Annotated in this window: 9 protein-coding genes; 7 read left to right on the top strand and 2 right to left on the bottom strand. The window is 62.2% G+C overall.

The features are described 5' to 3' along the window. Window positions 1-68 precede the first annotated feature (68 nt). The gene (locus LK535_RS03515) at window positions 69-1,247 is read right to left on the bottom strand and encodes a vWA domain-containing protein (RefSeq protein ID WP_227770489.1); all 1,179 of its coding nucleotides are present in this window, start codon (window positions 1,245-1,247) and stop codon (window positions 69-71) included. 111 nt (window positions 1,248-1,358) lie between these two features. On the opposite strand from LK535_RS03515, the gene otsB reads away from it, so the two are divergent. Genes otsB through LK535_RS03495 form a run of 4 tightly spaced genes read left to right on the top strand, consistent with a single transcriptional unit; the run spans window position 1,359 to window position 7,377 of the window. Next, window positions 1,359-2,102 carry a trehalose-phosphatase gene (gene otsB / locus LK535_RS03510; RefSeq protein ID WP_227770488.1) on the top strand — a complete coding sequence of 248 codons (744 nt, stop codon included), beginning with the start codon at window positions 1,359-1,361 and terminating at the stop codon, window positions 2,100-2,102. Next, window positions 2,099-3,895 carry a glycoside hydrolase family 15 protein gene (locus LK535_RS03505; RefSeq protein WP_227770487.1) on the top strand — a complete coding sequence of 599 codons (1,797 nt, stop codon included), beginning with the start codon at window positions 2,099-2,101 and terminating at the stop codon, window positions 3,893-3,895. The genes otsB and LK535_RS03505 overlap by 4 nt, the downstream gene beginning before the upstream one ends. Next, complete coding sequence (locus tag LK535_RS03500) at window positions 3,892-5,274, top strand: alpha,alpha-trehalose-phosphate synthase (UDP-forming) (RefSeq protein WP_227770486.1); 1,383 nt, start codon at window positions 3,892-3,894, stop codon at window positions 5,272-5,274. Before LK535_RS03505 ends, LK535_RS03500 begins: the two co-directional genes overlap by 4 nt. A gap of 57 nt (window positions 5,275-5,331) precedes the next feature. Beyond that, window positions 5,332-7,377 carry a TonB-dependent receptor gene (locus LK535_RS03495; RefSeq protein WP_227770485.1) on the top strand — a complete coding sequence of 682 codons (2,046 nt, stop codon included), beginning with the start codon at window positions 5,332-5,334 and terminating at the stop codon, window positions 7,375-7,377. A 25-nt stretch (window positions 7,378-7,402) separates the two neighbouring features. On the opposite strand, the gene LK535_RS03490 is transcribed toward LK535_RS03495, so the two are convergent. Continuing rightward, window positions 7,403-7,966 (bottom strand): TetR/AcrR family transcriptional regulator, encoded by a 564-nt coding sequence (locus LK535_RS03490; RefSeq protein WP_227770484.1) that lies wholly within the window; start codon window positions 7,964-7,966, stop codon window positions 7,403-7,405. Between the two features lie 153 nt (window positions 7,967-8,119). Here LK535_RS03490 and LK535_RS03485 point away from each other — a divergent pair, with 153 nt between their 5' ends. The 3 genes from LK535_RS03485 to LK535_RS03475 are packed head-to-tail and all read left to right on the top strand — an operon-like array spanning window position 8,120 to window position 14,067. After that, on the top strand, window positions 8,120-9,340 hold the full coding sequence (locus LK535_RS03485; RefSeq protein WP_227770483.1) for an efflux RND transporter periplasmic adaptor subunit: 1,221 nt from the start codon (window positions 8,120-8,122) through the stop codon (window positions 9,338-9,340). A 6-nt stretch (window positions 9,341-9,346) separates the two neighbouring features. After that, the gene (locus tag LK535_RS03480; RefSeq protein WP_227770482.1) at window positions 9,347-12,562 is read left to right on the top strand and encodes an efflux RND transporter permease subunit; all 3,216 of its coding nucleotides are present in this window, start codon (window positions 9,347-9,349) and stop codon (window positions 12,560-12,562) included. Between the two features lie 5 nt (window positions 12,563-12,567). After that, the gene (locus tag LK535_RS03475; RefSeq protein ID WP_227770481.1) at window positions 12,568-14,067 is read left to right on the top strand and encodes an efflux transporter outer membrane subunit; all 1,500 of its coding nucleotides are present in this window, start codon (window positions 12,568-12,570) and stop codon (window positions 14,065-14,067) included. Window positions 14,068-14,132 lie beyond the last annotated feature (65 nt).

Below are 14,132 nucleotides of genomic sequence, written 5' to 3'. Positions count from 1 at the left end.
CCCGCGCGAATTCAGAAAGAACAGTAGTGGAGCCGGACCGAGCTACGCTGGCCGGCTCCAAAAGAAGTTCAGCGCTTCCGCGTCAACTCCCGCATGGCATCGTCCAATCCTGCCAAAGTGAGCGGGTACATACGGTCGTTCATCAGTTCACGAATGACCTTCACCGATTGTGAATAACCCCATTGCGCCTGTGCGACGGGGTTCAGCCACACCGCAGCTGGATAGGTTGTTGTCAGGCGGTTCATCCAAATCGCGCCCGACTCTTCATTGAAGTGTTCCACCGAGCCGCCGGGATGGGTGATCTCATAGGGGCTCATCGAGGCGTCGCCGACGAACACCAACTTATAATCGTGCGGGAATTTGTGGAGCACATCCCACATAGGCGTGCGTTCGGAGAAGCGCCGCTTGTTATCTTTCCAGACCCCCTCGTAGGGGCAGTTATGGAAGTAAAAAAACTCTAGGTTTTTGAATTCGCTGGTTGCTGCTGAAAACAATTCCTCACAGAGCTTCACAAACGGGTCCATGGATCCGCCGACGTCGAGGAACAGGAGCAACTTCACGGCATTCCGGCGTTCCGGACGCATGTGAACGTCAAGCCATCCCTGACGCGCAGTCCCATCGATCGTGGCGTCGATATCGAGTTCGTCTGCGGCGCCTTCGCGAGCAAACTTGCGCAAGCGTCTGAGCGCAATCTTGATATTGCGCGTGCCAAGTTCGCGCGTGTTGTCGAGGTTCTTGAACTCGCGCTGGTCCCAAACCTTCAGCGCGCGCTTCTGCTTGGATTCGCCGCCGATGCGGACGCCTTCGGGATTGTACCCGGAGTTGCCAAAGGGTGAGGTGCCGCCGGTGCCGACCCACTTGTTGCCGCCCTGGTGCCGCTTTTGCTGCTCTTCGAGGCGCTTCTTCAGCGTCTCCATGATCTCCTCCCAGGAGCCGAGCGACTTGATCGCCTCCATCTCCTCCGGAGTAAGAAACTTCTCGGTGATCGCCTTCAACCAGTCCGCCGGGATCTCAGCGCCTTCCTGGGCGAAGCTGGTTTCGATGCCCTTGAATACCTTGGCAAAGACCTGGTCGAACTTGTCGAGGAGGCCCTCGTCTTTCACGTAAACCGATCGAGACAGATAGTAGAAATTCTCTGGCGTGCGATCGATCACGTCCTTTTGAAGCGCCTCCAGGAGGAGCAGGTGCTCCTTCATGCTTGCGGGTATCCCCGCCACGCGCAGCTCATCAAGGAAGTTGAGGAACATCGGCAATCCGCCCCATCATCTGCTTTTGTCATCCTGATGACAGAGTTGGCGGCATCGCGCCAGCGCATGAGGCGCTGACTAAGGGTTCAACGGCCGCTACAGCCATGTTCCATGGTGACGGCACCCACGCTTCCTCCGCCACCGGCCTTGATTTCGGCCGGTCATTGTCTCCTTCTGGATTTCGACGGCACGCTGGTCGACCTGGTCGACAGGCCCGATGCTGTTGTTGTGGACCGCGCCCTGATTGAGCTTCTGCAGTGCCTTACTGGAACCTTTGAGGGGCGTCTGGCCTTAGTGAGTGGGCGGTCGGTGGCGCAGATCGAGGGTTTCCTCGGGCATGCGGTTCCGGGGATCGCGGTTGTTGGCAGCCACGGCGCCGAGCTGCAGGTCCTCGGCAAACGGATCACTCCGGCCCGCCCCGCCGCCCTTGATGAGGCGGAGAGGACATTTTCCGCGGCCTTCGCGGACGAGCAGGGGGTGTTGATCGAAGTGAAATCCCTTGGAGTTGCAATCCACTACCGGATGGCGCCGGAGCAAGACGCGACCGCTCGCCGGCTGGCCCAGCAGTTTGCCGGCAGGGACGGGTTGGTTCTGCAATCCGGCAAGATGATGGTGGAGCTTCGTGCAGGTGGCCACGATAAAGGAACCGGCATCACCTCTTTGCTCACCCACCCGACCTTTGCCGGCCATATTCCCGTTTTCGTCGGCGACGACGTGACTGACGAAGCCGGCTTCGTCGCGGTTGCGGAGGCAAATGGCGTTGGGGTCCTGGTGGGGCCGACAAGAGCCACGGCTGCGAACCATCGGTTAGATGATGTGGCGGCTGTCAGGACATGGCTGGGAGCCGCTGCATGACCGCCACAATGGATCTCTGGCCAATCGGCAATTGCCAGGTCTCGGCCTTGGTTGATCGTGCTGGCCGCTTCGTGTGGGGCTGCTTGCCCCGAGTGGATGGCGACCCGGCATTCTGTTCGTTGCTGGACGACAAGCCGCCTGCAGGGCAGGATGCGTTCGGTTTCTGGGAGATCGACATCGATCGGCCCCGCGAAACGACGCAACGCTATCTGCGAAACACACCCATTCTCGTGACACGCCACGAGGATGAGAATGGTAGTGCCATTGAGGTGATCGACTTTTGTCCGCGTTTTGCGCGGAACGGCCGAAAGTACCGCCCTGTCGCCTTTGTACGCATCGTTCGACCAGTAGCCGGCAGTCCTCGGGTCCGTATTCGCCTGCGACCCGCCGCAAATTGGGGCGAGAGGCAAGCGCAGACCACACGCGGTTCAAACCATATCCGCTACCTCTTGGACAATGGCGTCGTCCGCTTGTCGACCACCGCGCCCGTTGGCTGGATCGAAGACGAACGAATGTTCAGGGTGGAGCGGCCGCTCTATTTCTTCCTGGGCCCTGACGAAAGCTTTTCCGACGACATCGCCATGTCGCTCGAGAACATGCTCGATCGTACCGTAGAGGAATGGCAGCATTGGACGCGGAGCTTGGCAACGCCCCATGAATGGCAGGAAGCGGTCATCCGCTCGGCCATCACCTTGAAGCTTTGCCAGCATGAAGAAACAGGCGCGATTGTTGCCGCTTTGACTACTTCCATCCCTGAGCATGCTGGATCCCAGCGGAATTGGGATTATCGTTATTGCTGGGTCCGCGATGCCTATTATACCGTGCAGGCGCTGAACCGTCTTGGCGCGCTGGACGTGCTTGAGGGCTATCTCGAATATCTCCGTAATATCGTGGACAACGCGAAGGACGGGCACATCCAGCCGCTCTATGGCGTAGGTGGAGAGGCGACGCTCATCGAGCGCGAGGCCCCGGCGCTCAATGGCTATCGCGGCATGGGGCCAGTGCGGGTAGGCAATCAAGCGTATGAGCAGATCCAGCATGATGCCTACGGACAGATCGTCCTCTCCAATGCTCAGGCGTTTTTCGATCATCGGCTGTTGCGTGTGGCCGGGCTTGATGACTTCGAAGCTCTTGAGCCGGTAGGCGAACGCGCATGGGAGAAGTTTGACAAGCCGGACGCGGGTTTGTGGGAATTGCGCACCAAGAGTCACGTTCACACATATTCGGCCGCGATGTGCTGGGCGGCGTGTGACCGGCTTGCAAATGCTGCCGAAGCCTTGGCCCTCTTCGAGCGTGCTATTTTCTGGCGCGACCGCGCGGACCAGATGCGCTCGCGGATCGAAGCGGCCGCCTGGCGTCCTGAAACGGAGCGGATGTCAGCTACGTTCGGGGGTGATGACCTCGACGCCAGCCTGTTGCAGCTTCTCGATCTCCGCTTCCTCGCTCCGGACGATCCGCGTTTCCGATCGACCCTCGATGCGGTGGAGGGAGGGTTGAGGCGTGGATCGCACATGCTCCGCTACGCAACCGAAGACGATTTCGGCCTGCCGCATACTGCATTCAATGTTTGCACGTTCTGGCTGATTGAGGCGCTTCATTTCACCGGGCGGGATGCTGATGCGCGCGCCCTCTTCGAGGAGATGCTGTCGCGGCGCACGCCCGCCGGCTTGCTATCCGAAGACATCGATCCGGTTACCGGTGAGTTGTGGGGCAATTACCCGCAAACCTATTCCCTCGTCGGCGTGATCAATTGTGCCGTGCTTCTCAGCAAGCCGTGGAGCGCAATCCGATGAGCCGTCTGATCGTCATTTCGAACCGGGTGTCAGCGCCCACTGCGCAACAACCAAGTGCGCAGGGGGGACTGGCCGTCGCTCTAACCGCGGCGCTGCGGGAGGCGGACGGGATCTGGTTCGGCTGGTCGGGCGAGACCGGTGATGCCGGCGAACTCCGCTTCGAAACCTATGACGGCGTTACCTCGGCCACGATCGACCTGCCCGAGCAGGACGTCGAGGAATATTACGACGGATACGCCAACCGCACTCTTTGGCCGCTCTTCCACTACCGACTTGGGCTGACCGAGTTCGAACGGGATTTCCAAGGTGGCTATGAGAGAGTGAACCGCCTCTTCAGTGAAGTCATCAGCCCTCACATCGAGCCGGATGATCTGGTGTGGGTCCACGACTACCATATGGTGCCGCTCGGATGGATGCTGCGGCAGAAGGGGATCAAGAACCGGCTCGGTTTCTTTCTCCACATCCCGTGGCCACCGACGCGGCTGCTGATCGCATTGCCGGAACACAAGCGGCTGGTAGAGGCACTGTTTGCCTATGATGTAATCGGCTTTCAGACCAGGGAATGGCTCGAGACGTTCCACGACTACGTGGAACGTGAAATGGGTGGGACGATTGGGCCGGATGACGATGTCACCGTTGGCGGGCGAACCATCAAGGCGATAGCCTGCCCCATCGGCATCGACGCTCGCGAATTCATTGCTGCCGCAAATGGAGAAAAGGCCGCCGCAACACTGAGCCGAATGGTTGAAAGCGTCAGCGGGCGTGATCTGATCGTTGGAGTGGATCGGCTCGACTATTCCAAGGGGATCGAAGAGCGCTTCAATGGCTATCAGCGCTTTCTCGAAACCCGGCCAGACCGGCGGACCAACGTCTCGCTGCTACAGATCGCACCTCCCTCCCGCGCTACTGTTCAAAGCTATCAGGAGATCCGCGCGAGCCTCGACGCGCTTTCAGGACGCATCAATGGCGCGTTTGCAGAGATTGACTGGGTGCCGCTTCGTTACGTCAACCGCGGTTTGCCACGGGACGTGCTCGCTGGCGTGTATCGCGCTGCTCGTGTCGCACTCGTGACACCGCTGCGCGACGGGATGAACCTGGTGGCGAAGGAGTTTGTCGCTGCGCAGGATCCTGAAGATCCCGGTGTGTTGATATTGTCGCGCTTTGCCGGCGCGGCAGAGCAACTGGGTGAAGCACTTCTGATCAACCCCTACAGTCCCGACGAGACGGCGGACGCCATCGAGCACGCGCTTGCCATGCCGCGGGACGAGAGGATCGCGCGCTGGCAGAAGATGTACGACAATGTCCGGCGTGAGGACGTAATCTGGTGGAGACGCCGCTTCACGGATGCTCTGGCCGCAGTCGAGTTGACGCCCGCTTAGATCCCGGGACCGCGGTATGGCTTGCGCTTGTTGAGCGGTCATAGGCAAGGCGCGGTCATGACCTGTCGAATCGGCGCATTTGGCGCTTTGCTTCTCGCCACTCCTGCCATTGGGCAAACTGCGCCCGACATCATCGTCACCGGACGCGGGCTTGACGATCGAGCTGGAGACCGAGTGGCCAGCGTGGTGACGATCGACGCAGGCCGCGTCGCCGCGAACGCGAGTGATCGGCTTGAGAGTGTGCTGGCGGACGTTGCCGGCCTCCAGCAATTCCGTCGCTCGGATTCTCGTTCGGCCAATCCGACGAGCCAGGGCATCTCGCTTCGTGGCATCGGCGGCAATGCCTCCAGTCGCGCGTTGCTAGTGCTTGATGGCGTGCCTCAAGCTGACCCGTTTGGCGGATGGGTGCCATTCCCCGCTTATGCGACAGATCGCATCGGCCGCATTCGCGTGACGCGCGGGGGCGGAAGTGGCTATTTCGGTCCTGGCGCACTCGCCGGCACGGCGGAACTGGAGAGCGCCAGCCCGCGCGAGCAGTCGATATATTCGGGCTCTATCGCTTACGGCAGCCGCGACTCTGTCGATGCCCAGGCGTCTGGCGCTTTTGTGGCCGGTCCAGGGTTTGCGTCGATCTCCGCGGCTTATGCAAGTGGCGACGGCTTCGAGCCGGTTGTTGCGCGCTCCAGAGGCGCCGCTGATCGTCCCGCGGCTTACGAGCAAGCATCCGCGGCTCTGAGGGGGGTGGTGCAGCTTTCAGCCGACACGGAGCTCCAGGCAAACGTCAGTGCCTTCACCGACAAGCGTGATCGGGGGACGGCATTTACCGCCAATCGCAGCGAGGGGGCGGATGCCAGCATTCGCGTGGTTGGTCGCGGCACTTGGGGCTTCTCCGCGCTCGCCTATCTGCAAGCGCGCGCGTTCGCATCGCAGTTTGCGAGTGTCCCTGCTGATCGCGCCTCCGCCACGCAGACGCTGGACCAGTACAACACGCCTGCAACAGGATTGGGCGCCCGCTTCGAGATCGTGCCTCCTGTCGGTGAGGGAAGGGACCTGCGGCTTGGCGTCGACGTGCGCGATGTCGAGGGGCGCACCCAGGAAAATTACACCTATGTAGCCGGCCTTCCAACCCGGCGCCGCATCGCCGGCGGGAACAGCCGCACCGCGGGGCTGTTTTTTGACAGCACGGTGGAGACCGGTGCCTTGACGCTCACACTAGGCGGCCGGGTGGATCGTTGGCGGATCGCCGACGGTCGGCTGAGCGAATATACGCTGGCGACTGGCGTTCCGATCACGATTGCGAACTACCGCGACCGTACGGGCACGGAGTGGACGGGCCGGGTGGGCGCCGCCTTTGCTGCTGCCGACAGCGTTGTATTGCGCGCGAGTGGCTATCGCGGATGGCGATTGCCGACGCTGAACGAACTGTACCGTCCTTTTCGCGTCGGCGCTGATGCCACTTCGGCCAACGCATCGCTGCGCCCCGAGCGTTTGACCGGCGTCGACGGGGGCCTGTCGATTACGCCGGTCGTCGGCCTGTCTCTTAGCGCTACCGCCTTTTGGAACCGGCTCGAAGACGCGATTTCGAACGTGACCGCTGGAAATGGCCCGGGCAACTTCCCCGGCGTCGGCTTTGTCAGTGGAACCTACCGGATCAGGCAAAATCTGGATGCGATCGAGTCCACAGGCTTCGAATTCGACGCTCGCTGGGCGGCGGGACCCGTTTCGGTCGCGGCCTCCTGGAGCCACGTGGACCCGCGAGTGCAATCGTCAGGTTCGGCGAGGGCGCTAGACAACCTTCGGCCGGCGCAGACACCTCTGGATCAGGTGTCCGGAACTTTGGGATTCAACAAGGACGGATGGGCTGCTTCTGCAACCTTGCGGCACGTCGCACGTCAGTTTGAGGACGACCAGAACAGTCGGACGCTCGCGCCCGCAACGACGCTGGACGGCTACCTGGCCGTACCCGTTACCCCGGGTTTGGCTATTGAGCTCCGCGGGGAAAATCTGTTCGACCAGCAGGTTGAGGCGGGCATCAGCGGCGCCGACATCGTAGAACGGGCAACCCCGCGTACGCTCTGGATTGGCATGCGCGTGCGACGTTAGATTGAGCCCTCGGGAGCGTTGCAGGTCATCCCGCATCCTCCCGAAGCTGGTCGATCTTGGCGTATATGCAGCTCATCAACGCGTCGATCACCGCAGGGCAGGGCTCATCGGGCTCGATGATCCGGCGGTGAAAAACGCCCGACGCGATCGTGTGGATCATCTCCGCCAGACGGTTGAAGCGCTCCGGATCGGTGCCGGCCGGCACCAGCAACTGCAAGGCGGCGGTAAGCTCACGCCGTAATCGCTGCTGCAGATTGCGCGCGATGTCTGCGATCCGCTCGTTTCGGGTGGCTTCAGCCATGATCTCCGCGACCAGGCGTCCCCCATCTGCCGGCTCTTCACACGCCACGAAGTCGCGGATCCAGCCGCGCACTGCTTCCGGATCACCGGACGCGCCCGCCGCGCACAAGCCGCTTTCTGACAGAAATTCCTCGAGATCGCGCTCCACGATCGCGGCTACGATCGCCTCTTTGTTGGCGAAGTCACGATAGATCTGCCCCACGGCAATTCCGGAGGCTTGGGCGATCTGAGCGATGCCCGTTCCGTGGAAACCGTGCGCGGCGAATGCCTGACGCGCTGCCTGGATCAAGTTTTCACGTCGTGCGTTTGCCCGGCTGGTGCGCGCACTAGGCGGGGCGGTGCTGCACTGGTTGATGGCTCATCTCCCGTACTTGACGCTTCACCTAGTTCGCAGTAGCAGCAAACGTGAGTGAACGATCACTCACATATCACAGAGAACAATATGTCATTCAAGAGGGTCGCGCTTTCGGCGCTGCTGCTGGCCTCCGTGTCTGCATGCGGGGGGCAGAACGACCAGGCGCAGCAGGGACAACAGCAGGCGGGACCGCCGCCCGTCAGCTTCGTGGCCGTGCGACCGCAAGCGGTGACGCTTACGACGACGCTGCCCGGACGGACTGCGCCGTATGAAACGTCCGAAGTGCGCCCGCAGGTGAATGGCCTCATCCTTGAGCGCTTGTTCCGTGAGGGCGATCAGGTCAGGCGGGGCGCGCCGCTCTACCGCATTGACACTCAGCCTTATCGCGCCGCGGTGGCTAGTGCCCGGGCGGCGCTGGCGCGTGCGCGAGCCGCCATTGCCTCCAGCGCGGCGCTACAGCGGCGTTATGGTGAGTTGGTGAAGATCAATGCGATTTCTCGCCAGGAGTATGAAAACTCGATCACTGCCGCTCAGCAGGCGCAGGCGGATGTAGCCGCGCAGCAGGCTGCGCTTCGAAGCGCACAGATCGACCTGGAGCGTACAACGGTGCGTGCTCCGATTTCCGGCCGCATCGGTCGCGCCCTTGCTACGACGGGCGCGCTCGTGACGTCCGGGCAGACGACGCCACTTACCACCATCCAGCGTCTCGATCCCATTTACGTCGATGTGCCTCAATCCAGTGCGGACCTTTTGAGGCTGCGTCAGCAGATTGCAGCCGGGAATCTTTCCCGGGACGGCGGCGCTGCCCGTGTTCGGCTCCGCCTTGAGGACGGCTCGCTTTATCCGATCGAAGGAACACTCCAGTTCGCCGACGTGACGGTTGACCCAGCTACGGGTACCCAGACGATCCGCGCCATCTTCGACAATCCGCGCGGTCTGCTGCTTCCGGGCATGTACGTCCGTGCCGAGCTGGTCGAGGGTACCGAGCCTGACGCCCTGCTCGTGCCGCAACGTGCCGTTCAGCGGGATGAAAAGGGCCAGCCTACCGTGATGGTGGTGGGGCAGGGCAACAAGGTCGAGCAGCGGACGCTTACGGCGCCACGCACGATCGGTGATAACTGGCTGGTCACGGCTGGCCTAAAGGCGGGCGATCGGGTGATCATCGAGGGTGGAAGCATGCTTCGCCCGGGCATGCCAGTGACGCCGCAGCCATGGAACCCTAACGCAAAGCCTGCGCAGCCCGGCGGTGGGGGACAGCAAGGTGGTGCGGGACAGCCGGCGCAGGGCGCCCAGGCACAGGCGAAGTAACCACACATGGCACGTTTCTTTATCGATCGACCCATCTTCGCATGGGTGATCGCGATCGTCATGATGTTGGCGGGCGTGATTGCCATCCGATCACTCCCGGTCGCGCAATTCCCTCAGATCGCGCCGCCGACGGTGTCGATTACTGCCACTTATCCCGGTGCCGATGCCCAGACCCTCGAGCGCACCACCACGCAGATTATCGAGCAGCAGCTTCGCGGCATCGATAACCTGCGGTACTTCTCGTCGTCGTCATCATCGGCGGGTGTGCTGTCGATCACGCTGACGTTCGAACAGGGCACAGACCCTGACATCGCTCAGGTCCAGGTTCAGAACAAGCTCCAGGCTGCCACGCCGCTGCTTCCACAAGAGGTGCAGCAGCAGGGCATTCAGGTGCAGAAGTCCGCTGCCAGCTTTCTCGTGATCGTCGGCCTGTATTCGCAGGACGGATCGCACACCGCGACCGATCTCGCCGATATGGTAGTGGCCCGCCTTCAGGATCCTGTCAGCCGTGTGACCGGCGTGGGTGAGCTCCAGGTGTTCGGGTCGCAATATGCGATGCGCATCTGGATCGATCCGATCAAGTTGAACAACTATCAGCTGACGATCGCTGACGTTTCGACAGCGGTGCGCGCGCAGAATGCGCAGGTATCGGCCGGTCAGATTGGTGCGAAGCCGGCGCCTGCCGAGCAAATGCTCAACGCCACTGTCTCCGTGCAGTCGCGTCTGCAAACGCCGGAACAGTTCGGGGCCATTCGTCTGAAGACGAATGCGGACGGCGCCGTGGTTCGGCTGCGCGACGTGGCGCGGGTTGAACTTGGAGCCGAGAACTACGGCTTTGATACACTGTTCAACGGCAAGCCGGCCTCGGGCTTCGGCGTGCGCTTGGCGGCGGGCGCAAACGCGCTGTCGACCGTCGATGCCGTGAAGGCAGAAGTGGAGTCGATCGCGAAGGGGCTGCCGGCTGACGTGAAGGTGGTTTACCCGTTCGATACGACGCCGTTCGTGCGGCTTTCGGTCGAACAGGTCGTCCACACGCTCGTCGAAGCGGTCGTCCTCGTGTTCCTCGTGATGTTCCTGTTCCTGCAGAACTGGCGAGCCACCATCATCCCGACCATCGCGGTGCCGGTGGTGCTGCTTGGCACCTTCGCCGTGATGTCGGTGGCAGGCTATTCGATCAATACGCTGACCCTGTTCGGCATGGTGCTGGCGATCGGCTTGCTGGTGGACGACGCCATCGTCGTCGTGGAAAACGTCGAACGCCTCATCGTTGACGAAGGATTGAGTCCCAAGGACGCCGCCCGCAAATCGATGGACGAGATTTCGGGCGCGCTGGTCGGCATCGGCATGGTGCTCTCCGCAGTGTTCCTTCCCATGGCCTTCTTCGGTGGGTCGACGGGCGTGATCTATCGCCAGTTCTCGATCACCATCGTGTCCGCGATGATCCTGTCCGTGCTGGTTGCGCTGATCCTCACGCCAGCGCTCTGCGCGACGATCCTGAAGCCGCACGATCCCAGCAAGCATGAGGGCAATGGCATCTTCGCCCGGTTCTTCCGCTGGTTCAACGCGACCTTTGAGAAGGGCACCGTCCGCTACGAGAGAGGCGTGAAGAAGACGGCGCGCAGTTGGAAGCGCTCGCTGCTGGTCTATGCATTGATCGTAGGCGGAATGGCGTTCCTCTTCATGCGTCTTCCCACCGCCTTTCTGCCGGATGAAGACCAAGGCACCGTCGTGGCGCTGGTGCAGGGCCCTGCGGGCGCGACCAGCGCGCGCACGGACAAGGGTCTGGATCTGATCCGCAGCCATTTCCTGGAGGAGCCCGGCGTCCAGTCGGTCTTCACGATCAACGGCTTCAGCTTCGCCGGCCAGGGGCAGAATGCGGGTCTCGCCTTCGTCAGCCTGAAGCCTTGGGACGAGCGTGAAGGCGCCGAGAACAAGGCGCAGTCGATCGTGGGCCGGGCGATGGGCGCGTTCTCTCAGTACAAGGACGGCATGATCTTCGCGCTGGTGCCGCCCGCCGTTCAGGAATTGGGGAACGCCACCGGGTTCGACGTTCAACTCGTCGACACTGCAGGGATCGGACATGAGCGACTGACGCAGGCGCGCAACATGCTCCTTGGCATGGCCATGCAGGATCAGCGGGTGGCGCAAGTGCGACCCTTGAGCCTGGAGGACGCGCCTCAGCTCAAGATCGACATCGACCAGGACAAGGCACGTGCGCTTGGGCTCGATATCGCGTCGATCAATTCCACGATCGCGACGGCCTGGGGCGGCGCCTACATCAATGACTTCATCGACCGTGGTCGCGTGAAGCGGGTCTATGTCCAGGCGGATGCCCCGTATCGATTGAAGCCGGAGGATCTCGCCAGCTTCTATGTGCGGGGCACCGAGGGGCAGATGGTGCCGTTCACCGCCTTTTCCACGATCTCATGGGCGAACGCACCGGTGCAATTGACGCGGTACAACGGTCAGCCCGCGATGCAGCTGCAGGGGTCGCCTGGCGCAGGTGTCAGCACCGGCGGCGCGATGGAAGCGATCGAGGAGATGCACGCCAAGCTGCCGCCGGGTACGGGGCTGGAATGGACTGGTCTGTCCTATGAAGAACGGCTGTCGGGCGGCCAGGCGCCGGCGCTTTATGCCTTGTCGCTGCTGATCGTGTTCCTCTGCCTGGCTGCGCTTTACGAAAGCTGGTCTGTGCCGATCGCCGTCATGCTGGTGGTGCCGCTTGGCGTCATCGGGGCGCTTCTGGCGGCCACGCTGACGGGGCTGAACAACGACATCTATCTTCAGGTGGGCCTGATCACGACAATCGGCGTCGCGGCGAAGAACGCGATCCTCATCGTGGAGTTCGCCGAGGAGCGAATCGTCGAAGGGATGCGGCCCTTCGATGCCGCGGTTGAAGCGGCACGGCTTCGATTGCGGCCGATCCTGATGACCAGCCTGGCCTTCGTCTTTGGCGTGCTGCCCCTGGCGCTCTCCACCGGCGCTGGCGCTGGCGGACAGAATGCGATCGGCCGCTCGGTTGTCGGGGGCATGCTGTCCGCGACGGTGCTCGCGATCTTCCTGGTGCCGATGTTCTTTGTCGTGGTCTCACGCCTGTTCGGCCACGGAAAGGAGCATGACGGCGATCAGAATGTGAACAATTACGAACCGTTGCGCGATCCCGAGGGTGATGGTGATGGTGACGGGGCGCGGGGCGATACGATCGCGCCGCGGGGAGCATGATTGACATGAAGAGCCGTTCCGTTCTGACAGCATTGGCTCTCGCCACCGCATTGTCGGGCTGTAATCTGGCGCCGAAGTATGAGCGTCCAATCGGGGCGGTGCCTTCTACCTTGCCTCAGGGGGGCATCTATCCGCGTGCCGCCAGCGATGCTCCGGATGTCTCGCAGATAGGCTGGCGTGACTTCTTTCTTGATCCCCGCCTGCAGCAAGTGATCGAGAGCGGCCTGGCCAACAATCGCGACTTGCGGATCGCCGCAGGCAATGTGCTGCAAGCCCGCGCGCAGTATCGGGTCCAGCGCGCCAACCAGGTGCCGAACACGACAGTCTCGGGCTCCGGCACCTACACCAACAACATCTTCGGAGCCGGAGGTGCGGGCGGGACCGGTGCGGTCGGGGGCGGTGTGGGTTCTGGCACTGGCGGCGGCGTCGGCGCAGGAGCCGGGGCAGGCGGCGCCGGAACTGGTGGCGGATCTTCCAACCTGGAGATTTATTCGGTCAACGCCGGCTTCTCGGCGTTCGAGCTTGATCTGTTCGGGCGGGTGAGGAACCTGTCTCAGGCCGCTCTGGAGCAATATTTCGCGACGGAGGAAGCGCAGCGGGCGGCTCGCATCAGCCTTATCGCTGAAATCGCCACCGCGTGGTTGACCATGGCGTCCGATCTCGAACAGCTGCGGATCAGCCGCGAAACGCTGAAGACGTTCGAGCAGTCGCTGAACCTCACTCGCGCTCAGTTCCGCATCGGCGTGGCGTCGGAATTGGAGGCTCGGCAGGCCGAAACGAACTATCAGGCGGCCCGGAACGACATCGCCACGTTGCAGACGCGCGTGGCGCAGGATCAGAATGCGCTGAACCTGCTCGTTGGCACCACGGTCCCAGCGGAGAGGTTGCCGCAAGGGCTGGGTGCTCAGCCCATTACGCGTGACGTGCTGCCCGGCAATCTTTCGTCGGACATCCTGCTGCGCCGTCCGGATGTTCTCCAGGCCGAACATCAGCTCATTGCAGAGAATGCGAACATCGGTGCGGCCCGCGCCGCATTCTTCCCCCGCATTTCACTGACGGCGACGATTGGAACCATTTCAACGGCACTGTCCGGGCTCTTTGCCGGTGGCAGCTTCACCTACAATGCGGCTCCGTCGATCGGTCTGCCGTTGTTCGATGGGGGACGCAACGCCGCAAATCTCGACTATGCCAAGGCGTCTCAACAGGTGGCTGTGGCGACCTATGAACGTGCGGTGCAAACCGCGTTCCGCGAAGTCTCGGACGCGTTAGCGCAGCGTGGGACGATTGACGAACAAGTCGCCGCGCAGACTGCCCGGGCAGAGGCCGCTAGCGTGGCGGCTCGCTTATCCGAAGCGCGGTACCGTGCAGGTGTTGATTCGTTCCTGGTGTCATTGGACGCGCAACGAACGGCATATGCTGCGCAGCAGCAATTAGTAACTGCTAGGCTGGCGCGCGGGAGCAATCTTGTTGAACTCTATCGTTCACTTGGAGGCGGGCTTAACTGAGTTCGGCCAGGCTCTTGCAAGTGGGAACGAATTCGATACTCTCCCGTAGTTAGGACGAGGAGAGA

Source organism: Sphingomonas sp. IC4-52 (assembly GCF_020707225.1).
GTDB lineage: Bacteria > Pseudomonadota > Alphaproteobacteria > Sphingomonadales > Sphingomonadaceae > Sphingomonas.
This window is presented reverse-complemented; position numbering and strand designations above follow the sequence as displayed.

Coding starts and splice junctions, on each gene's coding strand:
- LK535_RS03480 (WP_227770482.1), top strand. CDS start 9,347: ATGGCACGTTTCTTTATCGATCGACCCATCTTCGCATGGGTGATCGCG.
- LK535_RS03495 (WP_227770485.1), top strand. CDS start 5,332: ATGACCTGTCGAATCGGCGCATTTGGCGCTTTGCTTCTCGCCACTCCT.
- otsB (WP_227770488.1), top strand. CDS start 1,359: ATGGTGACGGCACCCACGCTTCCTCCGCCACCGGCCTTGATTTCGGCC.
- LK535_RS03505 (WP_227770487.1), top strand. CDS start 2,099: ATGACCGCCACAATGGATCTCTGGCCAATCGGCAATTGCCAGGTCTCG.
- LK535_RS03475 (WP_227770481.1), top strand. CDS start 12,568: ATGAAGAGCCGTTCCGTTCTGACAGCATTGGCTCTCGCCACCGCATTG.
- LK535_RS03500 (WP_227770486.1), top strand. CDS start 3,892: ATGAGCCGTCTGATCGTCATTTCGAACCGGGTGTCAGCGCCCACTGCG.
- LK535_RS03485 (WP_227770483.1), top strand. CDS start 8,120: ATGTCATTCAAGAGGGTCGCGCTTTCGGCGCTGCTGCTGGCCTCCGTG.
- LK535_RS03515 (WP_227770489.1), bottom strand. CDS start 1,247: ATGTTCCTCAACTTCCTTGATGAGCTGCGCGTGGCGGGGATACCCGCA.